This window comes from Bacillus sp. FSL K6-1012, from assembly GCF_037964915.1.
In the GTDB taxonomy this organism is placed as follows: Bacteria; Bacillota; Bacilli; order Bacillales; family Bacillaceae; genus Bacillus; species Bacillus halotolerans.
The window spans coordinates 2257822-2283453 of sequence record NZ_CP150175.1; the positions used below are offsets into that span (position 1 = coordinate 2257822).

The window sequence follows — 25632 nt, forward strand, 5'->3', positions numbered from 1 at the left end:
TCTTTAAACTGTGAACGGTTTTTCACTGATTTGAAGTGAAATAGCCAGTTTTCCGCCCGGCAAGTGTCCTGCCATTAATAAGCGGTTTTCTTCATCCACTGTGTACTCAGTCAGGCCTTCAGCATAAATCCAGCCCTCTTTTGTTTTTAAGCCGACCCGGTAAGGCCCGCTCCCTTTGATTTTAGCTTGATGATAGGTTACCTTCGCATTGCGTATATAAGCAACAACCGTCATGTTTTTTTCATTTAAATGTGCCGAGTAAGAACCGGTTGTGGTTTCTAAATGGATATATACAGGGCGGTCCGCATATCGTTCTAAAGATGCTTGCACATCTTCTTTTATGATTGCTTTCATAATTGCTCCCCTCTTTCTACTTTTAAATACTGTACGCGTTCTGTATGTAATTTGACCAGTTGATATTTGACAGCCGGTTCCAGCTGTGAATTCACAATGCGCTGTATAGCGGCATAATATTTTTCCAGCATAGGTTTACGAAGTCTCGGATGTGTTCTCTTATCCAAAAGCTCAAGATCAATTGCCTCTGTAACCGCTTCTGCATCTTCGTTTGAGAAAGAGCGGCTGTTCCATAGCGAGGCGTATGCTTTTCCTATTTCTATATCATTGTCCATCGTCCTGCTCCTTTATGTCTTACATACATGAAATGATTATACATAATATATACTCAAACTGAAAAGCCAAAGGCTCAATGGCTTTTTGATGCCCGTTTCCATTTCACTTGTGAAAACGTAAACAAGACTAATGCAGCCCATATACAGGCAAAGGTAAATGCCTTCGAGCTTGAAAATGGCTCATGGTAAATGAACAGCCCGATCAGCAAGGTGATGGTCGGTGCAATATATTGTAATATACCGACTTGATACAGCGGCAGCCGCTTCGCCCCTTCAGCAAACAATAAGAGCGGCAGCGCGGTAAACACACCGGCAAAAAAGAGAAGCACCCATGCCCCGCCGCTTTCTGCACCCGCAGGCTGAATATGGCCGCTAAGCAGCAAATACCCCAATGCAATCGGCATAATCATGAATGTCTCCAGCGTTAAACCGATAGCGCTTGAAAGACTTGTTCTTTTTTTGGTAAATCCGTATAAGCCAAAGCTGAATGCAAGCAGCAGCGCGATGTACGGAATGGAGCCGTATTGAAACGCAGAAATAATAACGCCGGCTGCCGCAATAGAAACTGCAACCAATTGAAGGCGATTCAGCTTTTCCTTTAAAAACAAAATGCCGAGAAGAACTGACACAAGCGGATTGATGTAGTAGCCAAGACTTGCTTCTAGCAGAAATCCATGATTGACAGCCCATATGTATACAAACCAGTTAACCGAAATGAGAATTGAAGCGAGAAATAAAGATAGTATGCCTCCGTTCTTTTTTAAAGACCGCAGCTCATGCCACCCCGTTTTCCATTGACGCAAGAAAAAAAGCACGATACACATAAAAACAAAAGACCAAATGATACGGTGAGCTAAAATATCAAGTGCCGGCAGCTGTTCAAGAAGCTTCCAATAAAGCGGAAACAGCCCCCACATCGTAAAGGAAACGGCTGTGTAAAGAACGCCTTTTTTTGTTTCTGAATGATGCATATTATGTCCCTGCCTTTCTTTAGAGCATCTTATATTATATCACGTGAAAGATCGAGCAGGCATATACTATTTTGTCCGTGAAGAAAGGTGTGACGAAGATGTTTGAGTGGAACAAGTACTTTCCTTTCCAAAATCAATTTTCCAAGGAAGCATTAAAAAAGGCCGATCCAAAAGAGGTTGAGCATTATGTAAACAGTGTAATGGAAAGTGTGTTTGGAAGTGATTACGCGGCTCAATTTCCATTTCGCGATCCTCTCCCGACTAAAGAAAAAACAAAGCGCACCGAACCTGATATAGATATATTCGAAACAGCAGACCATGTGTTTGTAAAGGTTTCAGTAAGCGAAAGCCAGCTGGAACAGCTCAAAATTAAACATACATCACATACATTACTGATTGAACATTTCCCGGGTTTGACTCATCCTAAAAAAATAAATCTTCCCTGTCTTGTCAAGCGGAAAGGAACGAAAGCCGTATATAAAGACGGCCATCTGGAAGTCATGTTTCATAAACAGCAGGACTACAATATGTCCGAGGTAGAAATTATGCGATAAAAAACGGCCTGCTTCTGTGCAGGCCGTTTTTGCTAATAGAAACCGGGATAACCTCCGCCATACGATCCCCCGGGGCCGTATGGCGCACCTCCGTAACCGTAAGGAACAGGCGGATACGCATAGGGACGCGGATAATTAAAAAGAGCACTCCCAAGAAAACCGCCTAATAAACCGCCGACTAAAGGAGCGCCAAACAAAAAAGGGTTTCGTTCCGGGTATCCGGCCGGACCTGGGTTCCCGCGATAATATGAGTGTTGAGGGTACATGATTATTTCCTCCTTTATGTCTGCCTATATATAAGATATTCATCCAGGAAGAAAAACGATTGGGCTATTGTTAAATTGGATTTTTACTGATAAAGCATTATTACAAAAATAATCCGGCCAATAAAACACAGCCCAGTCCTGTACCGAGAGGACCGTTGTGAGCAGCGTCCATGTTTGAAACGTTTCCTTCATGCTCACGCCGTCAGAAATAACAAAATAAAAACCCCGGCAGCAGTGATAAAACTCGGCATGGCCAACCTCCATTTTCATGTTGTTTTTGACAATATCTCCGGATGTTTATTAGAAAACGCTTTCATTTCAACGAAATAGGATCTTCATGGTGATATAATTGTCATCTTTTGATCAACTATTATTTTCATACTAACCTCCTAATCAATTACTGCCAGTAATATTTATGATTTCATAGGCTGTCAGACAACAATATAGTTATATATTGATCAATTATTGGTTATATGTTATGTTTTTATCTATCAATTGGCTTCAGATAACAAAATAATGTGATAACATGCTGATAAAATCAGTGTCACAAAAGGAGGAATTCAAATGCCATTATTACGTTTCGATCTGATAGAAGGCCGTGATCAAAAAGCATTACAATCGCTATTAGACACTGCTCATCAAGCAATGGTAGAAGCGTTTGGCGTGCCGGAGAGTGACCGATATCAAATTGTGCACCAGCATCCCGCGAATGAGCTCGTGATTCACGATACCGGATTAGGATTTCATAGAAGCAAGGATTTGATCGTGATCAGCATTACAAGTAAAACAAGAACAAAGAGCCAAAAAGAGAAATTATATGCCTTGCTGGCTGAAAAACTAGAAGCAGAATGCGGTATTTCCCCGGAAGACCTAATGGTTTCCATTACGGAAAACGGTGATGCTGATTGGAGTTTCGGGCTCGGCGAGGCACAATTTTTGAATGGTAAGTTATAAGATGGTGAAACTTCTTCATCTGCTTTACACTTAGCAAATGGCCAGTCAATGAAATAAAAAAAGAGAGATCCTTATTCAAGACCTCTCTTTTTTTATTTCTTTTTCAAAAAAGCAGAAATAACCAGAATGAAAACAGCCAGCAAAACGAAATATAACGGTGTGATCCAGATTTGGTGGATAGAATCAGGGTCTCCCTTTTTATACCCAGTTTCGATGCCTATGTAATTCCAATGAAAGCTGACAGGGTTTTGATCGTATATATAAAATTCAGGCAGATAGAGCTCCGGTTTGCTGATTTGAACAACAAGATAAATGATGATTCCCATTAACAACAGGATAGCTGTTAGTAACTTTTTCACGGAAGGATCCTTTCCTATTTTTGTATGTTGACATCATCCTAACATCTCTTTTTATAAGTGTAAAATATAAGCTGATTCATATCATGGCTCCTAAAATAAAAAGTCATGTAAACGGTATGACCCACTTACATGACTTTCTCACTGAAACAAACCCTTTCTGCGGATGCTCTGTTTCTTTCCATTATTTCTCTTCTTCGCACACTGTAACACCAGGCTCACAAAATTGATCGGCCCACGCTTGCATTTCTTGAAATACGGCTTGCAGCGCGGTTCCTTTTTCAGTCAGCGTATAGATCACTTTTACCGGTGTCTCGGGAAGAACCCGGCGTTCAACAATTTCGTTTTGCTCTAGCTCTTTAAGGCGCTCTGCCAGCATTTTTTGGCTGATCATCGGTATGGTTTCCGTTATCTCTTTAAATCGTTTCGGCCCATCCATTAGTACATGGATGATCAGACCGTTCCATCGTTTTCCCAGCAATGAGAAAGCTGACTCCATTTTAGGGCACATTGTATTTCCCACTAGTCTTCATCCCTTCATCTATTGTTTGACAAGTATTCACTGATCCATTAAAATTATCTTTCAAGTTACATTTAGTAAGCTTCTAACTTTTCTATTATCATACCACGTTTACCCGAAGGAGGAAACATTATGACTGATACTCTGGACATTTTGCAAGCACGGGCATCTGTTAAGGAATATGATACGAATGCCCCGATCTCTAAAGAGGAACTGACTGATCTTTTGGAGCTCGCCACTAAAGCGCCTTCTGCATGGAATCTGCAGCACTGGCATTTTACAGTTTTCCACAGCGATGAATCAAAAGCGGCTCTTCTGCCTGTAGCATATAATCAAAAACAAATTGTTGAATCTTCTGCTGTCGTTGCCATTTTAGGCGATCTAAAAGCGAATGAAAACGGTGAAGACGTTTACGCTGAACTGGCAAACCAAGGTTTCATCACGGATGAAATCAAACAAACGCTTCTTGGCCAAATTAACGGTGCTTACCAAAGTGAACAGTTCGCACGCGATTCCGCTTTCTTAAATGCTTCATTGGCTGCTATGCAGCTTATGATTGCCGCAAAAGCGAAAGGTTATGATACCTGCGCAATCGGAGGATTTAATAAGGAGCAGTTCCAAAAGGAATTTGATATCAGCGAGCGTTATGTTCCGGTTATGCTTATTTCTATCGGGAAAGCAGTGAAACCTGCACACCAAAGCAACCGCTTGCCTCTATCAAAAGTATCAACTTGGCTGTAAATCTAAGAAAAACCTTAGTCCGGATAAACACGGGCTAAGGTTTTTTTATTGAAACGTATCTTTGTACCATTGGCGAGCCTGTTCAGCTTCATGCTGTGTGAGCTGATGGCCCCCATCCTGCCAAAAAACTGAAGCAGATGCCCCGCTGTCAAGCAAACAGCGGTGAAGCTCTTCCGATTCTTCCTTTGTGCAAAGCGGATCATATTTTCCCGCCCCAATGAAAACAGGAAGCCCTGTCATATTGGGAAGCTCAAGCCCCCGTATCGGCACCATAGGATGATGCAGAATAGCCCCCTTTAAAACATCCGCATAATGAAAAAGCAGGCTCGCTGCGATATTTGCGCCGTTTGAGTAGCCGACTGCAATCACTCGGCTCCGGTCAAACTGATGCGTTTGTGCCGCCTCGTCGATAAAATCTTTCAATTCTTTTGTCCGCTCAACGAGATCCTTTTCATCAAATACACCTTCGCTGAGACGTTTGAAAAAGCGCGGCATTCCATTTTCGAGCACTGATCCCCTGACACCCAGCAAATGAGCATCCGGATCTATAAAACGGCCCAATGAAAGGAGATCATGTTCATTTCCTCCGGTTCCATGTAACAGCAGTAAGACGTTATCAGATGTCCCTCTTTCAAAAATATGCTTCATCATGTCCCCTCCTACAATTCAGGCAAAATATCTGTAATTTGTTTGCGGTGTTGCTCCAGCCATTCAGGCAGCTTTAAGGATGTCCCCAGCTCATCAAACGTTTCATCTGTCATAAAGCCTGGTTCATCTGTGGCAATTTCAAATAAAATGCCGCCTTTTTCCCTGAAATAAATTGATGTGAAATACTCCCTGTCCAGAATTTCTGATGAAGGGAGATGTTTTTCAGCAATAAGCGGCTGCCATTTAGCCTGCTCCTCACTCGTTGTCCGAAACGCTATATGATGAACTGTTCCATAACCGCCGACGCCTCTTTTTTCCGGCTGCAAATGAACGTCAATCACGTTTCCGACAGCCGCTGCGGATTTCAGTCTAACGATCTGATCTTCTTCCGCTACTTTGCTGTATCCGAAGCTTTCCTCTAACAATTGAATCGTTGCTTGCGGATCATAGGAGTACAGCAGCACGCCTCTCATTCCGGTGATGGCTTCATGTTCTGAAATGCCGTCAGGTGTCCACTCGCTTTTTCCGCTTTTGCCGTCTTCCATGATTGCTAACGGAAGGTCTTCTGTATCATCAAAGATCAGCGCGTGTTCCCCGCATAGCATTTTCTCCTCTGCATTCAGTCCATTATTTTGAAGGCGTTCCTTCCAGAAAGCCAGAGAGCCTTTAGGGACTGAAAAGTAAATTCGGCCGGCTTGGCCTTTCCCTACCGTCCCCTGCCCGCTTCCTTGGAACGGGAAAAAGGTAATAATGGTCCCTGGATCTCCATTTTGATTCCCAAAGTAAAAATGATATGTTCCCGGGTCATCGAAATTCACTGTTTTTTTGACAAGCCGAAGCCCGAGCACTTCTGTATAAAATCGCAAATTTTCTTGCGGATCTCTGGCAAATGCTGTGACATGATGCAATCCTTCTGTTTTCATCTTTTCACTCCTAAATTATCTTGATTTCGAGATATTTATTATTTTAAACCTATAATGTGCAGGATGCAAACCATGTGATTTAATTAAATAATTGAAAAAATCATTTTTTTCTAATAATTATCTTGTGATCTTATCTTACAACTGCTATTATAGTGAGCATTATCATCTTTCAGGAGGAAAGTAAATGGTTAAAAAAGCACTTATTGTTATACTCATCATTTTACCATTCATTCAGCTTGCACTTTTGCCGTTTGTGAATCGAATCGAACCGATTATTTTCGGCCTTCCTTTTTTCCATTTTTGGCTGCTGCTGTGGATTATCATTACGCCGGTATGTTCGTTTGGCATTTACCTGGTGCAAAAAAAAGATGGAGGAATTGAATGATGCAAGGAAATCTCACTGCACTTATGATTACGGCTATTATCGTATTAACTGTTGTCTGTATCGGATTTCTCGCCGGGAGAGACAAATCATCGCGAACCTCGGTGGAAGAATGGTCTGTCGGCGGCAGACGTTTTGGAGGCCTTCTCGTTTGGTTTTTAGTTGGCGCTGACCTTTACACGGCATATACTTTCTTAGGCCTGACCAGTACGGCTTACACAGGCGGAAGTGTTGCGTTTTTTGCAATTCCTTACTCCGTATTGGCTTATTTTATCGCCTATTTCTTCCTGCCGAAACTTTGGAAAGTTGCGAAAATTCACAAATTAACAACTCTCGCTGATTATGCGCGGGAACGTTTTGACAGCAAGCTGTTGGCAAGTCTCGTTGCAATTGTCGGTGTCCTGATGCTTATCCCATATATCTGTCTTCAGCTTAGCGGAATTCAAGATACGCTTCAGGTGGCGGGAACCGGCTATATCAACGTAAAGTTTGTTGTCATCATCTCATTTATTCTAGTTGCTCTTTACACGTTTTTCAGCGGGATTAAAGGGCCTACTTTTACAGCCATTATTAAAGATATTTTAGTATGGGTGATTATGCTGTTTATGGTCGTTTCCCTCCCTCTTATTCATTTCAACGGCTGGACGCCGATGATTGATACATTGGTGAAGGAAGCGCCGCAAATGCTGACGATACCGACAGAGGGCCCAAAAGGCATCCCTTGGTTTATTACAGCATCTATTGTATCCGCCTTGGCACTTTTTATGTGGGCGCATGCCGCTACAGGTGTATTTACGGCGAAAAGTGCCGATGCAGTTAGAAAAAACAGCATGTTTTTGCCGCTTTATAACATCGTTTTAATCTTAGTTATTTTCCTTGGTTTTATCGCTTTTCTTGTGCTGCCGGAAGATACAAATCCAAGACTGGCGCTGCTGCATCTGATTCAGACGTCTTACGGCGGCGTGGCACAAGGTTTTGCATATGCCACTATCGCCCTAGCTTCATTGATCCCTTGTTCGATCATGGCTATCGGAGCATCGAATTTATTTGCCAATAACTTATACCGTGACTTGATCCATCCAAATGTGTCACAAAGCAAACTGACCCTTATTACACGTTCCATGGTGTTTGTCGTGATCGGTCTTGCTCTTCTATTTGGAATGCTGTTCCCGACTGCCTTAGTAACACTTCAGCTTTTAGGCGTTTCCGGTATGGTGCAGATCTTCCCCGCGATTGCCGTCAGCTTATTCTGGAAGAACCAAACGAGAGAGGCGACAGTGATCGGATTATTAGCCGGCCTTGCGGTTACGTTTATTGTGTATATCACTCAATCTGCACACGGCATTTATGAAGGTTTCTGGGGATTGTCCGCCAATATCATCGCTGTAATCATTCTCAATCCGCTGTTTGTAAAAAGAGCAGGTTCAAATCCAGTCAAAGAAGGTTTATTTGGTAAAAAAACTGAACCGAATCCGAATCAGAAGGGTGCTTAAAAAAAAGCCATACGCGGTAGCCGCGTATGGCTTTTTTACATTTCTTTTTTCAGCGTTTCAATTGCTTTTTTCATTTGCGTATCATTATTTGACAGCTTTTGTTGAAGTTCTGTCATTAGTTTTGTTGTAGTATCGCCAGTCAGCACGCCTGTTTGTTTCAGATTCTCTTTTTTCTGAAACTGTTTGACGACTGATACAAAATCTTGATCATACGTACTGTTTACCTTCACCTGATAGCCAAGTGCTTTCAGCATTTGCTGAGCGACTTTGACTTCAGTGCCTGTATTGCCTGATTTGTACGTTTTATCAGCGTCCAAATATGGGAGCTTCGCGTAATCAGGAAGTTCTGCTTTCACTTGCGGCTTGATGCCTTTTTTATGAATCCACTCACCGTCAGCAGTCAGCCATTTGGCCATTGTCAGTTTGACTGTTGAGCCATCCTCATACTCTTTTGCGGTTTGCACTGTGCCTTTTCCGAATGTGGTTTCTCCAATTAACGGAATGCCTGACGATTCATGAAGGGCAGCGGCCATGATTTCTGCAGCGCTCGCTGTTCCGTCATTTACTAAAACGACAGTCGGCTTTGTGACTTTTCGTTCTTTTTCCGCTTTCATGACTTCTTTTGAGCCGTTTTTGTACTCAACCTGCATAATATTTTTACCTTTATCAATAAACAGATTGCTCATTGTAATCGCCTGGTCCATTAAGCCGCCCGGATTGCCCCTCAAGTCTAAAATATAGCCTTTGACACCTTTTTTCTCTAAACTGTCGATCGCATTTGTCAGCTCTTTAGCAGTTGTTTCAGAGAAAGAAGTGATTTGGATCTCACCGATATTGTTGTCTTTCACCTCAGAATAGACGGTCTCAACAGGAATCGTATCGCGCTTAATGGAAAGATCAATCTCTCCCACTCCCGCTCTGTTCAGCTCAAGCTTCACTTTTGTGCCCTTTTTGCCGCGGATTAAAGCGACGGCTTCATTTACATTCATGCCTTTTACGCTTTTCCCGTTTACTTTCAGAATTTGATCCTTCGGTTTGATTCCGGCTTTTTCAGCAGGTGAACCTTTGATTGGCGCAACAATAAGGATTTCACCGTCTTTTTCCTCTACTTGCGCTCCTATTCCTTCAAAGGATGCAGAAATGCTTTCTTCGAATGATTTTCCTTCCTCTTGATCCATATAGGTAGAGTAAGGATCGTCCAGAGACTCAATCATTCCTTTAATTGCTCCGTCTACTAATTTGTCATCGTTTGTTTCCTTGTAATAATCACTTTTGATTTGCTCATACGCTTTATTTAATTTATCGAACTTACTGTCTCCTGTGCTTGTTGATTTCTGGCCCAGAATGCTTGAATTGCCCGTAATAAATAAAGTCAGCGCCGAAGCGACAACCGCAGTGATCAGCACAACAAAAAACAGTTTCAATTGCCGTTTCAATTAAACACCACCTTTTCTTCTTACATTATTATCATGGACGATTTTCTATTCGTCAACTCGGAGCAGAAAATATAGAGATCCGCCCTTCTTTATCGTTTCATAAACCTATGTCTTTTCACGACATATAATAACGAAAAAGGAGGATACCATTTTGAGCCGATATTTAGAAATGCTGTCCTTATTCGGTGTCTCAGGTGCACATCCAGGCGGGCTTGCTTTTTCAAAAGCCGTATTGCAAAAAGCGGCACCTCCGCCTGATCAGCCGATTCTTGATGCCGGATGCGGGACGGGGCAAACTGCGGCTTATTTAGGACATTTGCTTTATCCTGTCACAGTCGTTGATAAAGACCCTGTCATGCTTGAGAAGGCGAAAAAAAGATTTGCAAATGAAGGGCTGGCCATCCCTGCATATCTTGGAGAGCTGGAACACCTTCCGTTTTCTTCGGCGTCCTTTTCCTGCGTCCTGTCCGAATCCGTCCTCAGTTTTTCCCATCTGACATCCTCCCTTCAAGAAATTAATAGAGTATTGAAGCCGGGTGGAATGCTGATCGGTATTGAAGCGGCGCTTAAACAGCCGATGCCTCCGCGCGAAAAGAAGCAAATGATGGACTTTTACGGTTTTACAAAGCTTTATGACGAATCGGAGTGGATAGACTCGATTCGTTCCCATGGATTTCAGAAAACAGAAACGATCACCCTTTTGCCGGAAGATATGGAATTTGAACCGACGACAGAAATGGATGTATCGCAAGCAATCGCTCCTATCTACTATGAAACGCTTCAGTCCCATTATGACCTCATGCAGGCATACAGCGAGTATATGGGTCATTGTATCTTTATCGCATACAAGTAAAACGGCGCTTCACCCCCTCTTTTCGTCCAACCTTTTTTGTTTATCTATCATAAGCTGATAGAAAGACGGATTAGGAGGGATTTATATTGGAAAAATACTATCATATCTGCCGCCAGCACCAAGGAAAAGTTGCTAGAATTACAGAAAGAAACGGCAGAGTCCATGTGGGCAGAATTACACGGGTAACCAACAGCAAGGTCTTTATTGCTCCAGTTACTTCAGGGGGCCCAAGAGGCGGATTTGGCTATGGATATTGGGGCGGCTACGGATATGGATATGGAGCCGCATACGGTATTGGCCTTGGGCTGATTACAGGTGTGGCGCTCGCCGGTTTATTCTTTTTTTAATGGAAAAACCCGCTTAACCAATGGTAAGCGGGTTTTTATTTTATATCTTCTTCACTTTTTCAAAGTATTCTTCTAATGTTAAGTCATTCTCATGAATAACCTTTGCAGCCTTTTTGCCTACATAACGCAAATGCCATGGTTCGTATTCGTACTTCGTGATGTCTTCTTTGTTTTTAGGGTAGCGAATGATAAAACCGTATTTATATGCATTGTTCTGCACCCATTTTCCGTCTTCGGTGCTGCCGAACGCCTCATTTAGCTCAAAACCGTTGCTTCGGCTGGAAATATCCATTGCTAAACCTGTTTGATGTTCGCTTTCACCCGGATATGCGACAGCTTCTCTTGCTTTCTTTTCCCCTTTTAAGCTTACTTCATTTTTAAAGATAACCTGCTGTCTGTCATACGAGCGGTATCCTGACACGGCTGCCAGCTCATAGCCATCCTTTTTCGCAGCATCAAACATCGTTTTTAATGCGTCTGCTGCTTCTTTTCTGATGTATCGCTTTTGTATTTTCTCTTTAAAAGAAAACTCGACATCAGGGATAACTAGATCGCTAGGTTCATAGTCTCCTGGCAGTGCGTATTGCTTATTGACAAGGGCGAGGATATTTTTTGGATTTTGAATGGTTTCCAGGCCGTCCACTTTTTTAATGTTATTGAAAAACTTGCTTTCCAATAAGAACTCACTGTCCTGCGTATTTGTTTTTTTGCTGTCAGCTGTTTTTTCTTCTGTCTGTTTTGATTCTGCAGTGGTTTTCGTATCCTTTTGACCATCTCCATTTGACATGCTGCAGCCGGCTCCGACAATTGCCGTCACACTCAGAGCGGCGGCCAGCGAGAACCATTTACCGGACTTTTTCATAATCACATTACCTTCCTTTTATCAATCGTTTCCGTATCCATAAAGAAGAGGCTGCCGGCACCCAGCACGCCTCTTCATTTATTTTATTTTGATACAGAATGTAAAGCCACTTCTATCATATCATGAAAAGTGGTTTGACGCTCTTCTGCTGTTGTTTCTTCTCCTGTTAATACGTGATCGCTCACGGTCAGGATGGACAGCGCTTTTCTACCGTGCTTCGCTGCCAATGTATACAAAGCGGTTGTTTCCATCTCTACCCCGAGCACACCGTATTGGGCAAGCTTCTCAATTTGAGAATCGTCATTGTAGAACTGGTCAGCAGTAAATACACTGCCTACCGTCACCGGTACGCCTTTATCCTTAGCGGCGTCATAGGCATTTTTCAAAAGCTCGAAATCTGCGTTAGGCGCGAAATCGATACTTCCAAAAGCGACTCTGTTCATTTGTGAATCAGTAGAAGAAGTCATGGCCAAAATGACGTCGCGCACTTTGACATCTTTACGGATGGCGCCGCAAGAGCCTACTCTTATTAAGTTTTGCACATCATAGCTTTGAATTAATTCATTGACGTAAATTGAAATGGACGGAACGCCCATGCCCGTGCCCTGCACAGAGATTTTTTTGCCTTTATATGTACCTGTAAATCCATACATGCCTCTGACTTCATTATAGCATTCCACATTTTCAAGATACGTTTCAGCTATAAATTTTGCTCTTAAAGGGTCCCCCGGCAATAGTACCGTATCCGCAATTTGTCCTTTTTCCGCACCGATATGTACACTCATCTCATATCCTCCTATAAACCAAAATTAACGATCAGTCCGTTCATTTTACAACGGATGTCATGATGAGACAAACTTCAGCATTGATTATAAAGGAATGTTCCGTAAAAAGAAAATGATCCGGGGTATTTTTAGGCGCCATTAGAGAAAATCGGGATAATTGAGCCGCTTATATGAGAACCTAACGGCAAAAGGAGGGATGAAACATGGGTAAAAAACAGCGTAACCGAATAACCGGACAAAAAAAGAACAACCACATACCTGCTAAAGACGTTATCGCGGCTGAAGAGGCGCACGAAAAAGAGCATTCCGCGGCCAAACGAAAACCTTAAAAAACAGAAAACTGCGGATATCCGCAGTTTTCTTTCGTTATGTTGTTTGCACAATCAGACGATTGATTTTCCTCCATCCGGCGGGAAGCAGTTTATAATATGTTTTCCCTTTTCTGCCTTCATCAATCAAAATCACATCCCCTGTGGCCATAAATCTCGCATCATAATCACTTGGAACAGTATCGAATACATTAAACAAAGAGAATGCTCTTTTTAGCACGTCTTGATGATTGCTCCCGTTCAGTTCAGTTCGATAGACGGCTCTGTAGCCTTTTTTTTCACCAAACCGGGGTGTTTGAAATATTGTCACATCGTAAAAACAAGACTTCTTTTTAAACACGGATAACATCATCAAGATCCCTCCCTTTTATTTCTATAACATATTGGCGTTTCGCCCTCTTTTTCCTCTCTCTACTTTTGTCGAAACGAATGAAACTTTTCGTCAAAACCTTTCACGAGGAAAAACAGCAGCAGGCCGAGACTGAAGCCTCCTAAAACATCAGTTAAAAAATGCACGCCGAGGTAGACTCTGCTGGCACCAACCAAAATAACGACAGTACCGGCGATTATGTATACCGCTTTTTTATGCTTTGACAAAAACGGGATGTGTTTCACTAAAAAGTAGGCGATTACTGGATAAACACAAGCAGCGTTCATGGAGTGGCCGCTCGGAAAGCTGAAGGACGACTCATGAACGAGCGGTTCAAAATCCGGCCTTGCCCGTTCGATCCACTCTTTTAATATTTTGTTTAACAGACGATCCGCACCGAATATGAAGAGCATCAAAAGACCATCCAAGGTTCTCTTGTAAAAAAACAGCCCTGCCCCAATGACTACGATAAGTGGCAGTAAAAAGGAAGTAGCACCAAGATGTGTCACCCAAATCATCACATCGTTCAGCCAAGGCTGACGGATAGCTGCGGCTACCTTACTGATCATTTCATCTGCTGATTGAACAGCAGATGTATGAATAACCGCGGCTAAAAAAAGAAAGAGAAGAAACAGACTGACTGGCTTGTACAAGATTTTCCCTCCTTTATTTCTCAAAAATTCATATCAGCCGAATAAAAAACCGGAGCTGGCCGCTCCGGTTTCAAGCCTTAACAATCTTCATCCAGCTCTTCATCTATCATACATTTTTCTATCAGATAATCAAAGGTAATATCGGCGATTTCAAACAGCTCATCTTCACTCGGTATGTAGCCCCGTCTTGCAAGCTCTCTGTAAAAAAATTCAGCGATTTCTTCCGTGTCAATCACAAGATCTATTTCTTTCATAACCATACCGCCTCCTTTTTTATGTTTTATGAAAAAACGGGATGAATTATACCCGGTGTTCTAAACAATTCTTTCATTCATATACATTGAATAAAAAAACAAGCCATAGGAGGCTGACAAATGATTGCTAAAATGATGGAAGCACTGGACGGAGAAAGATTCGATATGGTGATGGAAAAAACGCTCAAAGGTATGACGCATGTCATGATTTGGGGCTGTCTGCCTTACTTTTTATATGTGATCATCCGCTTGTTCACAAACTAACTGAAGTGTTCTTTTAAACTTTCCAGCACAAACATCATCATATCTTTATATTCTTCATCTTTAAACATTTCGTACAGAATTTTGTAATCGTTGTAAATATCCAAAAGCTCATCAACAATTGATACAGCCAGGATGCGCAGGGTATCTTGATCTTCATCTTCGCCTTCAAACTGAAGAAGAGCAGACGGTACAATATCTTCGCCGATCTCATGGGCAGTTTCTCCGACATAGTGGACAAACAAAAGCTGATGCACAAACTGGTCCATTTCATACTTTCTGAGTACCAGCGTAAGATCCTCTTCCTCCGTTTCAAGCCACTCTCCATCCTTTAAACGAGTCAGCTCATAAATAATATCTTCCCAGCCATCTTCTAAATATCTCCAAATTTCTGTTCTGTGGCCGATAATGCGAAAGAGTTCTTTTCCATAATCTTTTACATAAACGACATCTCCAATGAGGAATTCATATTCAATATCAAGTTTTTCCATATCGACAATGACGCCTTCATAATCTTTATATAATTGAATGGACGATTCAAAATATAAGACTTCATTGTGGTTTACTTCATAAAGATAGTGCTTATCGATTTGGTGCACTTTTGTGATTGTGCCGACTGTCCCATACATAATGACGACTACGATATCCCCTACTTGGAATTTCGGTTTATTTTGCTTCACGGTGTCTCCCCCTCGCCGCAACATTTCTCATACGCTATCGTATGCTGGGTTACACCAATTCGCATGGGCATGAAAACCATTGGAAGTATCCAATTATGGTATGTGTATGCGCACAAAAAAATCCGCAGCAAATCTGCGGATTTAAACATGTGGTTATTTGCCGTGCACCTCGGCCTCGTATTTTTCCCAAGCTTCATCAAACGTAGCCATCGTGTCCAGATAATCAACATTCAGCTCCAAATATGAACTGATTTCGTGATAATCGGTTGATGTTTTCGGGAAGCTGTGATCCTCATACGCCTGATTGGCAAACTCGCTGATGCTGTCCTGCGGCTTAGGATGTCTGTATTTCAATAAATAGTGATAAAAGGATTTCATGGGTTTCCCCTCCTGGTGTCTGTCTTTTGTTGTTCTATTATACAGTGCAAGTGTAAAATTACAACAAAAGAATAACGAAACATCATTCAGGAAAAATCAAAATAGTTGCGTTTTAATATCCTTTCCGTTTCCATGAGCTGTTGATACGTCAGACTTTCAGGGAGTTTTTTTGTGTTGATTAAAAACAGCTGATCCTCAATATCCTTTATCGTCGAATCCTCTTGGTAGGCCATTCCGCAAGAAGAGCAAATCATCGCGGGGATGTTTGTCAGCTCTATGGCTCGTGTGCCGTCAGGAAGCTCCCAATAAACCGTGTTCGTGCCAGGCTGCGCCTCAGGCACACCGCACCATTCGCATGTTTTCATGAAGAATTCCCCCCGCTTTCTGCCTCTTTTTCTTTTTTCTGCTGGGCTAAAAATTTCTTTTCCTTTAGCTGGTCTCTTTTCTCCCGCCGGTCCTTTAAAGTTTCATGCCCTGGCTTCGCTGTATATGCTTCTCTCCTTTTGATTCTGGCCACGTTTTCCGGTGTGAAAGAAATCTCTTTGTCGGCAAGGATGGCACTCAGTCCAATTGGCTCTTTTTTGTCGACAGCTTCAGGAAAAACAGACTCAAAATAGGCGTCAGCCTGGTTAGGGATATAATGTTCAGGTTCCGGATAAGAGGTAATGACTCCTTCAAAATTTCTCAAGATGATTTTGTCAGGACTTTGCGATAAAACATAATTTGGCTGCAGTGCGATCTTCCCGCCACCGCCTGGTGCGTCAACGACAAAGGTTGGTACCGCGTAGCCTGAAGTATGGCCTCGCAGCCCTTCAATAATCTCCAGCCCTTTTGAAACCGGAGCTCTGAAATGTCCGATGCCTTCTGAGAGATCACATTGGTATATATAATAGGGACGGACTCTGATTTTCACCAAGTCATGCATAAGCTTTTTCATAATTGTTACCGAATCATTAATGCCTGCTAGCACGACGGCCTGATTTCCGACCGGTACACCTGCGTTCACCAGCTTTTCGCAAGCCTCAACGGATTCCTCCGTCATTTCGATGCTTGTGTTGAAATGGGTGTTCAGCCAGACCGGATGATATTTCTTTAAAATATCGCACAGTTGATCGGTGATTCTCTGAGGGAAAACGACAGGCGCTCTTGTGCCGATTCTGATAATTTCCAGATGGGGTATACTGCGCAGCTCTTTTAAAATGTATTCTAAAATTTGATCATTGATCAGCAACCCGTCCCCGCCTGAAATCAGGCAGTCCCGGATCTCGGGTGTCTCCCGAATGTAGGCGATCGCGGCATCAAGCTGCTTTTTAGGGACACCCATTCCGATTTGACCGGAAAAACGCCTCCTTGTGCAGTAGCGGCAGTACATGGAGCATTGGTTCGTGACAAGGAACAGGACTCGGTCGGGATAACGGTGTGTCAGACCGGGTACCGGAGAGTCTTCATCCTCATGAAGCGGGTCTTCCAGGTCGTATTTTGTTTTGTGCATCTCTTCAGAGAGCGGCACAGACTGCATCCGTATCGGACATCTGGGGTTGTCGGGATCCATTAAGGAAGCATAATAGGGTGTGATATTTAAGGGGATCGTTTTAGTAGAAATTCTGACGCCTTCCTCTTCTTCTTCGGTCAGGTTAATCACTTTTTTCAAGTCATCTAATGTTCTTACAGTATGGGTCAGCTGCCACAGCCAATCATTCCATTTTTCTTCCGGAACATCCTTCCATAACTCTATCTCCTTCCAATGCCGTTTCGGTTTATACCATTTGTTTGTCAAATGAAATTCCTCCTCGTGCATTTCTTTTTGACTTACAGGCGCTTGCACCAGATATTCATATTTTCGAGCCCTTCTCCTATATAACAATTATTGATCAGCCTTCCGCCATACTGATACCCGGAATGATACAGGACCGCATTCATGCCAAAAGATGCAGCGCGGGCGAGTGAAAATACTTGAAAGATATCTTGCTCTCTCATTTCTTTTTCTAATGCATCTATTAAAATACTTGTCAGCGAACGGCCCCGATAATCGGGAAGCACGGCACAGTCCGTCATTTCGGCATGCCCCAGCTCAGGATTGATATCTGCGCTCGCCGCGCTAATCAGACGGTCATCTTCAAGCATGACATAATAAAGCGTATGCTCATTCATCGTCTTTTCAATATAGGCGGGATCAAACACAGGAGTCGGATACGTGCGGAATACTTTTTTATACAGCATAGATAACTGATACATGTCGTTTGTTTCTGCTTTTCTCATTGTAAAAGGAGACCTGTCTTCGATTTGTGACTGAGGCTTCATTTTATATAATAGCTCTATCATTTCCTGCTCGGATAAATAGGTATCTGTTTGTCTTCGTTTTTCTGTGAGATAACGGACCATGACGGCAGCGCGATGGCCGAGATAGTAGCCTTCGAGAAAGCCCTCCGGCGTAAACAATTGTTTAGCCAGCTCTGCCTCGTCATGCTGTTTAGTGTACACAATAATTTTTTCGGCACCCTCCTCTTCAGCCGCTGTCATAATATCAGACAAGGCTTCCTGAATAGCGCCTTCATAACGAATGACTCTAATTCGTTTATTAAAGCGGTCATTGTCTATGACAGCCGTAACACCGTTATTCTTTACCGTTTTGATCATCAGCATCCTCCCCGTCTGTATGAAGCCCGCACCAATCCATCACAAAAAGAGCAATAATTTTAGCTGATTCTAACATGGCTTCAACCTCAATATACTCGTTTGCCTGATGTGCCGTTTTCGTCTCTCCCGGTCCAAAAACGATAACAGGAGTATCTCCCGCATGATACAAAAGGCCGCCGTCTGTCCCCCAAGGCGACGCTTCGATGATCGGCTCTGTTTGTTTTATTTTTTGATAGGCTGATTGCAAAACTGATAGTAAAGGATGGCCATCAGGCAAATCATTCGGCAGCCATTGAGCCCCGAACCATTCCACTTGAATTGGATGGCGTTTAAACCATTCATCATGGTATTGTAAATCTTTCAGCCAGTTTTCCAATTCCATTTTCACGGCTTCAGGCTTTTCATGAGGAGCAATTCCGCACCTTCCTTCTATGACGACGCGGTCTGCTACCGAGGACGGCCATGTTCCGCCTGAGATGGTGCCAATATTAATTGGAACCGGGATTGGGATATGATCATAAAGCGGGTCAGAAATTCTTGCATTGCGGACTTTTTCAAGCTCTTGAATGGCTGTAATGACATGCATGCTTTTTTCAATGGCGCTGACACCTTCATATCGTGTACCTCCGTGTGCCGCTAATCCTTTAACCGTGATCCGAAACCACATCGAGCCCTGCTGTTTAATAAAAAGCTTCATATTGGTCGGTTCCGGAATTAGCGCCCCGTCCGCACGATAGCCTCTCATAATGGCAGAAAGTGTTCCGGCGCCGCCGCACTCTTCATCTATAACACTTTGAAACAATACATCACCTTTCAGTTTGACATCGCAGGCGTGCAGAGCTTCTAATGCAAATAGAAGGGCTGTATTGCCTCCCTTCATATCAGTGGAGCCGCGGCCGTAAATTTTACCATTTACTTCGGCAGCTTGAAACGGTTCATACTTCCATTCCTTCAAATTTCCTTCTGGCACAACATCGATATGCCCGTTTAAAATCAGAGATCGTCCTCCGCCCTCTCCCGTTTTTTTAGCGACAATGTTCGGGCTCTCATGAAAATCCGAACGGTCTGATATAAAATAAGGATGCTGTTTTAATTGTTTTAGGCTCGGCTCCCACACATCAATGTCCATATGAAATTGCCTAAGCTTTTCAAGAACTACTGCCTGGGCGTTAAATTCCTTGCCAAGTGTGCTTTTTTCTCCAACCAGCCTTTTCAAAAGACGAATGGCTTTGGCTGAATGCTGATCAAGCCATTCGATTACTTTTCTTTCAATGTCCTGCATCATCACTCCCCCTTTTAAGAAAAAGGCATATCTACCATTATTTCAGCGTCGGTCAGCCCGATCACCTCGTCAATTGTTGAGCCATTCATCAGTTCTTTTAAAATAAAATGATGCCGGCCAACTGCAAGAACTGCTTTTTCAGTAATGATCATATCTACACAGCCTGCTGCTGTTAACGGAAGGGTGCAGGCTTCTGTTAATTTAGGCCTCCCTTTTTGATCGGTATGGCTCATGACGACAACCACTTTTTTCGCTTTTTGGGCGAGCTCCATCGCACCGCCCATGCCTGGCACCTTTTTTCCGGGTACAAGCCAATTCGCAAGGTCTCCCGACTGGCTTACCTGCAAAGCGCCTAGAATCGTAATGTCAATCATGCCTCTTCTGATCATGGCAAAAGACATCGTTGTATCAAAATAAGATGCTCCCTTTACAGCACGGACAGGGAATCCCGCGGCGTTGCATAAATTTTCATCCTCATTCCCTTTTTCGGGACTTTCGCCAATCCCGAGTACGCCGTTTTCCGCCTGCAGCATAACCTGCATGTCAGGCGGCAAAAAGTTCGGCACCAAGGAAGGGATGCCGATACCGAGATTCACCATCATGCCTGGTTTGATTTCAGAAGCAGCCCGTCTGGCGATCTGCTCTCTTTCTGTTACTCCCAAGCCCATTTCCACCTCACCCCTTCGCTTCTCACAACCCCCTCAACAAAAACCCCAGGCGTTACAATCATTTCATCTGCAATATCACCCATCGGCACAATCGTCTCAGCCTCGGCAAAGGTTCTTTTGGCGGCCATTGCCATAAGCGGATTCATGTTGCGCGCTGTTTTGTCATACGTTAAATTGCCGAATTCATCTGCAATGCAGGCATTGATGAAGGCAAAATCAGCCGTCAGCGCTTCTTCAACCAAGTATTGTTTCCCCGCTACAGACACAATCTCTTTTTTCTCACAAACCATTTGATTATCAATGCCGATATCGGTCAAAATGCCGCCAAGGCCGGATCCGCCGGCGCGAATCCGTTCTGCGAGCGTGCCCTGAGGCGAAAATCGAACCTCTAATGTGCCGTCTGTCATCTGTTTTCCGGCTACAGGATTTGAACCGATATGCGATGCAATCAGTGTCTTGACTCTTTTATTGACAATAAGCGGTCCAATCCCAATCTCCGGGAATCCGGCATCATTGCAAATGACAGTTAATTCTTTCACACCGCTGTCCAATATGGCTTCAATCAAAGAAGGAGGAGAGCCGACTCCTCCGAAGCCGCCAAACATAAGGACCGACCCATCACGCACATCTGCAATTGCCGATTCAATGCTGATCGTTTTTTGAAATGGTGCCATATTGATTTCAGTCCCTTTTCAGTTTTTTTCAACTTCTGCAACTGTTTCCGAAAAAGTTGATATAAGCTCTTCCATCTCTCCGTCTGAGATTGTGAATGGAGGAGCGATGATTACGGCATCTCCTTCCCCGCTGTCGATTCCAGCCTTGGAAGGATAGACAATGAGCCCGCGTTTTTTTGCTTCGCTGATGATACGCTGGGTCATCGACCGATCTTGCGGAAACACTCGCTTTGTCTTTTTATCAGCCACAAATTCAACGCCTAACAGCAGCCCTTTGCCTCGGACATCCCCAATGATGCCGCTTCGGTGCATCATCTCTTCAAGTTTCTTTTTCAGCTTGAAGCCCTTTTCTTCAGACTGTTTGATCAAGCCGTGTCTGATAACATAACGCAAAACCTCGAGAGCGGCTTTGGCTGAAAAGGGATGAGCACTGTATGTGTGGCCGCTCATAATAATACCTGATCCTTGTTTTATCGTTTGGAGAACCGTATCAGACACAACTGCAGCTGCAATAGGCGCGTAGCCTGCACCGAGCCCCTTTCCAAGCACAGCGATATCAGGAACGGTATGCCAATGCTCTGTCGCAAGCATCCTTCCAGTTCTCCCAAGCCCGGTCATCACTTCATCCGCAATAAACAGCACGCCGTGTGAGCGGCACACCTCTTGCAATCTCTCATAATATCCAGAAGGTGGAGTGATTGCTGCTCCCGCGGCTCCAATAATAGGTTCTGCCACAAAGCCAGCAATAAACTGACTTCCGATTCTTTTTATAGCGGTTTCCAGCTCCTCCGCAGCCGTTTGAACAAAATCTTTTTTTGCCTCTTGATTCAGCCGATATATATGCGGGGCTGAGAGAGCGGGATAACGCTCTAGCAAATGGGTGAACCGGTACCTGCGTTCATAAAATCCCGACAATGAAAGCGCTCCCAAAGTTATTCCGTGGTAACTGCTCCATCGTGAGAGAAAGATGGATTTTTCTGTCTGCTTTTTTTCCTGCCAATATTGAATGGCGATTTTCATTGCCGTTTCTATGGCCTCTGATCCGCTATTGACAAAAAAAGACCAATTCAAGTCTCCCGGCAGCTGCTCGGCCAGTAAAGCAGCTAATTGCTCGGCCGGCTCACTCGTAAACTGCGAGCGGTAAGCAAAAGACACCTTATCAAGCTGTTCTTTCAGCTGCTCAGTTACTTCATCAACCCCATGGCCGATATTGCATGTCACCGCACCAGATGAGCCATCAAGATATTTTTTTCCGTTCTGATCATACACATATGTGCCCTTTGCATGACTGACAATCGGATATTCCGCATTAAGCTCTGGCTTAATTAAATAACTGCTCATGCTCCACCTCAAAAACACCTTTTCTACATTGTATGAGTGTCCAAATAGCGGCATGACGTTCCCTATAAAATCTTTTTTCGCACAAAAAAGAGCCCTTCCGAACTTCGAAAGGCTCTTGTGTTATTTCATCTAGCAAATAAAAGCGGCTCCGACGATAATTAATAAAATGAACAAGACAACAATCAATACAAATGTATTTGTCCCGCAGCCAAATCCTCCGTAACCGTATCCATGACAATATCCATGCATATTGTTTTTCATCCTTTCTTATCACGATATACGGCATTGTATGCGGGCCAAGTCCCAAACGGTTTGTGCAAATGCCCATCTATGTAAGGAAATAATGAAAAACAGTGTGCACCCGCTCAAATTTTTTAAATTTGAGCTTTTCATAAAAATGAGTAACGCCATCAGAATTTGAGGCCACTAAATAAGCATCGTCCATTCCTAAAGATTTGGCAATGGACAGCATCTCACCCACAAGAATACTGCCGTAGCCCCTTCTTTGAAACTGATCCAAAATCGCCACTTCTTCAATTTTCGCCGTTTTCTCTTGCGAATCAATAAAAAGTTCTCCGCAGCCAATCGGAATGTTCTGTGATGAATCGCTGTAACAAACGACAAGCAAAATCGTACCCGCTTTGTAAAAAGGATATTTTCTCACTAATTTTTGTTCTGCGGTTGCCTCTCCTATATAAAGCGAGTCATAAATTTTCATGATAGAAGATCCGTCACTAAGACTCTTTGCCGTCCCCCATGCCGTGAAAGGATGTCCCGTCTGTCCCTTCCAGTCTTCAAGCTTCATGCAGTATAACAGCTCATCTTCAACCACAAAACCGCTTTTCACAAGCGACTGCTTCAAAACGAGCGGAAAAGCATGCTGAGGAGACGCTTTTAAATGGATATAATTCGCATTAAGCAGCTTCGGTACGGACGGCAAAAAATCAGGTATACGCTCCAATGGAAATGTATCATGAAGCTGCACAAAATTATGAGAAAAAATTTGCGGCAGCTTGGAATCTTTATATACACTGTAATGACCAAACAACTTCGATTCAGACGTTAACGATAGGTATTGATGCTCCGTTTTTGAATAATGTCCTGTCATGAATGTCTCCTTTTTATGACCTATACATTTACTCGATTGCAATATTTAATTTCTTTATAATCTCATCGTACACCGGATAAAACGGCTTTCCAATTGGAAATTGCTGAATATTCCGGAAAGAAGCGGGTATTGGTTTCTGCTGCAAAAAGAATTTTCTCACCACTTGCTCGCTGATTGGATGAAAAACACCGTTTAGAAATAGAAACCGCTCGCGTTCTATAAAAAACAGTCTTCGTCCAGGCGGATTTGCGATCACCCCAGATCTGTCCCGCGTGATAGGCGGCCCTTCCTGCAGATCCTCGAGCATTTCTTTTTCAATCGTCAAAATATCTTTTCTTTTAAATTGATAAAATTGAAAAGCATGCTGACTTTCTATCCGTCTTTTTTTACCGGCGTCAATGTAAAATACTGCAGGCTGGTCAGGTTCTTTTACCAAAACATAATTCGGAATGTTTAAACATTTTCCCGTATGATATTGAAATAAATACGGATCGGGGATAACAACAGTCCGATCCAGATACACTGAACTCCATCTCTCCCCCACAGGATGCCGCACACCTTGATCAAGAAAATACACATGTTGATCAGATCCTTTTACAAACGTGCCGTCAATCAAATCGGCGGGCAGAAACTGATAAGCGTTTTGAAAGGAATTCGGGGTCTTATACGTTGTATCTAATACTTCATTTATCGGCAGGAACGGGGCAAATGTGTTTACTCTAATCCAAAAAATTGAGTCGCCGTGATTCCAATGCATCATATCATCGTCCCAATAGCTTCCATATTTATCTTTGATCCGATCAAGCAACGAACGGCGATGCATAACAGAGCAATGATCGACTTGAAAAGCGGCTTGATCAAGCACCGCATTGGCATCTCTGTAAAAATGGGAAATTTCCTCTCCTCTTTCGTTTACATGAACAACTTTTTGTTTTGAATAGACTGCCTGTGCTTCAGGATGACACAAAAATGTCTGCACCATACGGCTCAGCCGATCAGGATGATAAACTGTATCATCGGTGAGATAAGAAATGTAGTCGCCTGCGGCAAATGGAAGAGCGTTATTAATTAATGTGGCATAACGGGTTGTTTTTAATCGATTTTGAGGATGGACGAAGCTGTTTTTATAACGAATGCGCTGATCATGAAGGTACTTGTGAATCACCGCAATCGTTTTCTCGTTTGAATGGTCATCCATGACAAAAAGCTCCCAATTGCTATGAGTTTGATTGATGACACTCTCAATCGCCATTTGCAGATAATCAGGTTTGTTATAACTCGTTAAAATAATGGAAACTTTGTCCCCCATCTCTGCAAGCCTCCTATTGTCACACATGAAAACGGCTCCGCAGCAAGCAGAGCCTCTGTCAACATGTAAAAAGCACCTCAACTTACAATAGCAACATTTGATCCCGTTTGATTTAGCGGGTTCTGAAAAATAACCAAATCAGCCAGGGATTTTTACGATAACATTTTGAAGCGTATCTCCATTGATCAGATTGACTCTTGAAATCGGACACCAAGCTCTTGGCAACTACGAGCTGGCGTTTGAGACCAGATTGATTTCCGTCTGAAGCTGTTTGACGTATAAGCAGAATGAATAAAAACAGAATAAAATGCAATTCGTCGTCATTTTCTTCTTAGTTCACTTTGTTTTCTAAATCCAAACTTCCCTCTCTCCCTTACCCTCTGTTTCACAATATGAACATGCTGTCAATTGCGGTATAGGCAATGTCCATCCATAGAAGAAAATCAGCATTTTCCTTAAATATATGAAAAATAGCTCAGGTACGGCGTTCGACTCATACCAATTGCCAATCAGAAGAATATGATTAAACGTGAGTTCAATAATTAATAGGAGGTGTATGTGTTGAGCAGTGAAAATGCGCAGTTAAAAAAGGATATTATTAAAAGCCTTTTAAGCCCTTTATTTACAAATGCAACAGAAGGAGGAGAAAACGTGAATAATAACCTTAAAGAATTACTTGAAGCTGCTGTTGATAAAAAAGTTGACGAAAGCGAAACGGTTACTGCTGAATCTGTTTTAGATCCTTCCCTTCCTGCAAGATGGATTTTTGCCAGAATTACACCTGGCACTACCATCAGCATTGTGACAGATTCCGGTGACATGATCGGTCCGGTTGTCTTTGTGGCTTTTGATCAAGTCCACGGCATCGTATTTGTCACACAGGAAAGCTCTGTAACTCCGCCAGGTCAAGCGACAACATTGATTGATGTAGATAAAGTAGAAAGCGTTACATTCTTTTCATAATCTCT

Annotated in this window: 36 protein-coding genes and 2 pseudogenes; 10 read left to right on the plus strand and 28 right to left on the minus strand. The window is 43.0% G+C overall.

Translation table 11 applies throughout. From position 1 onward, the window contains the following. Nucleotides 1–3 precede the first annotated feature (3 nt). The 3 genes from NSS75_RS11395 to rarD all read right to left on the minus strand — a co-directional run bounded on the left by NSS75_RS11395 (nt 4) and on the right by rarD (nt 1600). Nucleotides 4–354 (minus strand): YojF family protein, encoded by a 351-nt coding sequence (locus NSS75_RS11395; protein ID WP_185848907.1) that lies wholly within the window; start codon nt 352–354, stop codon nt 4–6. Continuing rightward, a complete protein-coding gene (locus NSS75_RS11400; protein WP_095713112.1) occupies nt 351–629 on the minus strand; it encodes a hypothetical protein in 279 nt (92 codons plus the stop codon). The genes NSS75_RS11395 and NSS75_RS11400 overlap by 4 nt, the downstream gene beginning before the upstream one ends. A gap of 74 nt (nt 630–703) precedes the next feature. Then, a complete protein-coding gene (rarD, locus tag NSS75_RS11405) occupies nt 704–1600 on the minus strand; it encodes an EamA family transporter RarD (RefSeq protein ID WP_024121741.1) in 897 nt (298 codons plus the stop codon). A gap of 98 nt (nt 1601–1698) precedes the next feature. On the opposite strand from rarD, the gene NSS75_RS11410 reads away from it, so the two are divergent. After that, nucleotides 1699–2154, plus strand: a complete 456-nt coding sequence (locus NSS75_RS11410) for an Hsp20/alpha crystallin family protein (protein WP_101860551.1) — start codon at nt 1699–1701, stop codon at nt 2152–2154. Nucleotides 2155–2186: 32 nt separating this feature from the next. On the opposite strand, the gene NSS75_RS11415 is transcribed toward NSS75_RS11410, so the two are convergent. Further along, nucleotides 2187–2420, minus strand: coding sequence for a hypothetical protein (locus tag NSS75_RS11415; protein ID WP_101860550.1), 234 nt, complete (start codon nt 2418–2420; stop codon nt 2187–2189). 100 nt (nt 2421–2520) lie between these two features. Continuing rightward, nucleotides 2521–2621, minus strand: a pseudogene (locus NSS75_RS11420) (transporter); the annotation flags it as partial. A gap of 363 nt (nt 2622–2984) precedes the next feature. Between NSS75_RS11420 and NSS75_RS11425 the strand changes: the two are divergent. Continuing rightward, nucleotides 2985–3374 carry a tautomerase family protein gene (locus tag NSS75_RS11425; protein WP_024121746.1) on the plus strand — a complete coding sequence of 130 codons (390 nt, stop codon included), beginning with the start codon at nt 2985–2987 and terminating at the stop codon, nt 3372–3374. A 92-nt stretch (nt 3375–3466) separates the two neighbouring features. On the opposite strand, the gene NSS75_RS11430 is transcribed toward NSS75_RS11425, so the two are convergent. After that, nucleotides 3467–3733: a hypothetical protein gene (locus tag NSS75_RS11430; protein WP_024121747.1), complete on the minus strand. Its 267-nt coding sequence runs from the start codon at nt 3731–3733 to the stop codon at nt 3467–3469. Between the two features lie 181 nt (nt 3734–3914). Next, the gene (yodB, locus tag NSS75_RS11435) at nt 3915–4253 is read right to left on the minus strand and encodes a transcriptional regulator YodB (RefSeq protein WP_024121748.1); all 339 of its coding nucleotides are present in this window, start codon (nt 4251–4253) and stop codon (nt 3915–3917) included. 129 nt (nt 4254–4382) lie between these two features. Here yodB and NSS75_RS11440 point away from each other — a divergent pair, with 129 nt between their 5' ends. Continuing rightward, nucleotides 4383–4991, plus strand: coding sequence for a nitroreductase family protein (locus NSS75_RS11440; RefSeq protein WP_024121749.1), 609 nt, complete (start codon nt 4383–4385; stop codon nt 4989–4991). 45 nt (nt 4992–5036) lie between these two features. Here NSS75_RS11440 and NSS75_RS11445 read toward each other — a convergent pair whose 3' ends face one another. After that, entirely contained in the window at nt 5037–5639 is a 603-nt protein-coding gene (locus NSS75_RS11445) for an alpha/beta hydrolase (RefSeq protein WP_024121750.1), read from the minus strand. Between the two features lie 11 nt (nt 5640–5650). Continuing rightward, nucleotides 5651–6562: a ring-cleaving dioxygenase gene (locus NSS75_RS11450; protein ID WP_339233145.1), complete on the minus strand. Its 912-nt coding sequence runs from the start codon at nt 6560–6562 to the stop codon at nt 5651–5653. 184 nt (nt 6563–6746) lie between these two features. On the opposite strand from NSS75_RS11450, the gene NSS75_RS11455 reads away from it, so the two are divergent. Both NSS75_RS11455 and NSS75_RS11460 read left to right on the plus strand, forming a co-directional pair. Continuing rightward, a complete protein-coding gene (locus NSS75_RS11455; protein ID WP_044155515.1) occupies nt 6747–6947 on the plus strand; it encodes a DUF3311 domain-containing protein in 201 nt (66 codons plus the stop codon). Next, a complete protein-coding gene (locus NSS75_RS11460; protein ID WP_024121753.1) occupies nt 6947–8437 on the plus strand; it encodes a sodium:solute symporter in 1491 nt (496 codons plus the stop codon). Before NSS75_RS11455 ends, NSS75_RS11460 begins: the two co-directional genes overlap by 1 nt. Before the next feature lie 35 nt (nt 8438–8472). Here the strand turns inward: NSS75_RS11460 and NSS75_RS11465 are convergent, their stop codons facing one another. Then, nucleotides 8473–9873: a S41 family peptidase gene (locus NSS75_RS11465; protein WP_339233147.1), complete on the minus strand. Its 1401-nt coding sequence runs from the start codon at nt 9871–9873 to the stop codon at nt 8473–8475. Between the two features lie 151 nt (nt 9874–10024). Here NSS75_RS11465 and NSS75_RS11470 point away from each other — a divergent pair, with 151 nt between their 5' ends. Both NSS75_RS11470 and NSS75_RS11475 read left to right on the plus strand, forming a co-directional pair. Further along, nucleotides 10025–10726 carry a class I SAM-dependent methyltransferase gene (locus tag NSS75_RS11470; RefSeq protein ID WP_024121754.1) on the plus strand — a complete coding sequence of 234 codons (702 nt, stop codon included), beginning with the start codon at nt 10025–10027 and terminating at the stop codon, nt 10724–10726. An 86-nt stretch (nt 10727–10812) separates the two neighbouring features. Continuing rightward, on the plus strand, nt 10813–11073 hold the full coding sequence (locus tag NSS75_RS11475) for a hypothetical protein (protein ID WP_024121755.1): 261 nt from the start codon (nt 10813–10815) through the stop codon (nt 11071–11073). A 40-nt stretch (nt 11074–11113) separates the two neighbouring features. Here NSS75_RS11475 and NSS75_RS11480 read toward each other — a convergent pair whose 3' ends face one another. Beyond that, complete coding sequence (locus NSS75_RS11480) at nt 11114–11935, minus strand: D-alanyl-D-alanine carboxypeptidase family protein (RefSeq protein ID WP_339233149.1); 822 nt, start codon at nt 11933–11935, stop codon at nt 11114–11116. An 83-nt stretch (nt 11936–12018) separates the two neighbouring features. Then, complete coding sequence (gene deoD / locus NSS75_RS11485) at nt 12019–12720, minus strand: purine-nucleoside phosphorylase (RefSeq protein ID WP_024121757.1); 702 nt, start codon at nt 12718–12720, stop codon at nt 12019–12021. 203 nt (nt 12721–12923) lie between these two features. Between deoD and NSS75_RS11490 the strand changes: the two genes are divergently transcribed. Beyond that, the gene (locus NSS75_RS11490) at nt 12924–13049 is read left to right on the plus strand and encodes a hypothetical protein (protein ID WP_024121758.1); all 126 of its coding nucleotides are present in this window, start codon (nt 12924–12926) and stop codon (nt 13047–13049) included. 37 nt (nt 13050–13086) lie between these two features. Here NSS75_RS11490 and yodL read toward each other — a convergent pair whose 3' ends face one another. The 3 genes from yodL to NSS75_RS11505 form a co-directional block, all read right to left on the minus strand. Continuing rightward, nucleotides 13087–13401, minus strand: coding sequence for a shape determination protein YodL (gene yodL, locus NSS75_RS11495; protein ID WP_038954208.1), 315 nt, complete (start codon nt 13399–13401; stop codon nt 13087–13089). Between the two features lie 59 nt (nt 13402–13460). Next, complete coding sequence (locus tag NSS75_RS11500) at nt 13461–14072, minus strand: phosphatase PAP2 family protein (RefSeq protein WP_326323907.1); 612 nt, start codon at nt 14070–14072, stop codon at nt 13461–13463. Between the two features lie 77 nt (nt 14073–14149). Further along, nucleotides 14150–14326: a YozD family protein gene (locus tag NSS75_RS11505; RefSeq protein ID WP_010334612.1), complete on the minus strand. Its 177-nt coding sequence runs from the start codon at nt 14324–14326 to the stop codon at nt 14150–14152. Between the two features lie 120 nt (nt 14327–14446). On the opposite strand from NSS75_RS11505, the gene NSS75_RS11510 reads away from it, so the two are divergent. After that, nucleotides 14447–14590 (plus strand): hypothetical protein, encoded by a 144-nt coding sequence (locus NSS75_RS11510; protein ID WP_103671803.1) that lies wholly within the window; start codon nt 14447–14449, stop codon nt 14588–14590. Here NSS75_RS11510 and NSS75_RS11515 read toward each other — a convergent pair. The 13 genes and pseudogenes from NSS75_RS11515 to NSS75_RS11575 all read right to left on the minus strand — a co-directional run bounded on the left by NSS75_RS11515 (nt 14587) and on the right by NSS75_RS11575 (nt 24977). Further along, entirely contained in the window at nt 14587–15267 is a 681-nt protein-coding gene (locus NSS75_RS11515) for a hypothetical protein (protein WP_010334614.1), read from the minus strand. The two genes, NSS75_RS11510 and NSS75_RS11515, sit on opposite strands and share 4 nt — an antisense overlap. A gap of 153 nt (nt 15268–15420) precedes the next feature. Continuing rightward, nucleotides 15421–15645 carry a YozE family protein gene (locus tag NSS75_RS11520; protein ID WP_010334616.1) on the minus strand — a complete coding sequence of 75 codons (225 nt, stop codon included), beginning with the start codon at nt 15643–15645 and terminating at the stop codon, nt 15421–15423. 86 nt (nt 15646–15731) lie between these two features. Beyond that, nucleotides 15732–16010: a YokU family protein gene (locus NSS75_RS11525; RefSeq protein WP_095713123.1), complete on the minus strand. Its 279-nt coding sequence runs from the start codon at nt 16008–16010 to the stop codon at nt 15732–15734. Next, a complete protein-coding gene (gene ablA / locus NSS75_RS11530) occupies nt 16007–17422 on the minus strand; it encodes a lysine 2,3-aminomutase (RefSeq protein ID WP_095713124.1) in 1416 nt (471 codons plus the stop codon). The genes NSS75_RS11525 and ablA overlap by 4 nt, the downstream gene beginning before the upstream one ends. Before the next feature lie 32 nt (nt 17423–17454). Next, nucleotides 17455–18282, minus strand: a complete 828-nt coding sequence (gene ablB, locus NSS75_RS11535; protein ID WP_185848903.1) for a putative beta-lysine N-acetyltransferase — start codon at nt 18280–18282, stop codon at nt 17455–17457. Then, on the minus strand, nt 18260–19570 hold the full coding sequence (locus NSS75_RS11540) for a peptidase (protein WP_127696854.1): 1311 nt from the start codon (nt 19568–19570) through the stop codon (nt 18260–18262). Before NSS75_RS11540 ends, ablB begins: the two co-directional genes overlap by 23 nt. Before the next feature lie 8 nt (nt 19571–19578). Beyond that, the gene (locus NSS75_RS11545; protein WP_024121766.1) at nt 19579–20232 is read right to left on the minus strand and encodes a 3-oxoacid CoA-transferase subunit B; all 654 of its coding nucleotides are present in this window, start codon (nt 20230–20232) and stop codon (nt 19579–19581) included. After that, nucleotides 20217–20906: a CoA transferase subunit A gene (locus NSS75_RS11550; RefSeq protein WP_326323910.1), complete on the minus strand. Its 690-nt coding sequence runs from the start codon at nt 20904–20906 to the stop codon at nt 20217–20219. The genes NSS75_RS11545 and NSS75_RS11550 overlap by 16 nt, the downstream gene beginning before the upstream one ends. Before the next feature lie 18 nt (nt 20907–20924). Further along, entirely contained in the window at nt 20925–22247 is a 1323-nt protein-coding gene (locus NSS75_RS11555) for an aspartate aminotransferase family protein (protein ID WP_095713127.1), read from the minus strand. A gap of 129 nt (nt 22248–22376) precedes the next feature. Further along, on the minus strand, nt 22377–22496 hold the full coding sequence (locus NSS75_RS11560; RefSeq protein WP_095713128.1) for a YjcZ family sporulation protein: 120 nt from the start codon (nt 22494–22496) through the stop codon (nt 22377–22379). Between the two features lie 79 nt (nt 22497–22575). Beyond that, entirely contained in the window at nt 22576–23355 is a 780-nt protein-coding gene (locus NSS75_RS11565) for a GNAT family N-acetyltransferase (RefSeq protein ID WP_185848901.1), read from the minus strand. Nucleotides 23356–23383: 28 nt separating this feature from the next. Next, on the minus strand, nt 23384–24664 hold the full coding sequence (locus NSS75_RS11570; protein WP_326323912.1) for a glycosyltransferase family 2 protein: 1281 nt from the start codon (nt 24662–24664) through the stop codon (nt 23384–23386). Nucleotides 24665–24741: 77 nt separating this feature from the next. Next, nucleotides 24742–24977, minus strand: a pseudogene (locus NSS75_RS11575) (protein CgeC). A 248-nt stretch (nt 24978–25225) separates the two neighbouring features. On the opposite strand from NSS75_RS11575, the gene cgeA reads away from it, so the two are divergent. After that, on the plus strand, nt 25226–25627 hold the full coding sequence (gene cgeA / locus NSS75_RS11580; RefSeq protein WP_024121772.1) for a spore crust protein CgeA: 402 nt from the start codon (nt 25226–25228) through the stop codon (nt 25625–25627). Nucleotides 25628–25632: the final 5 nt, after the last annotated feature.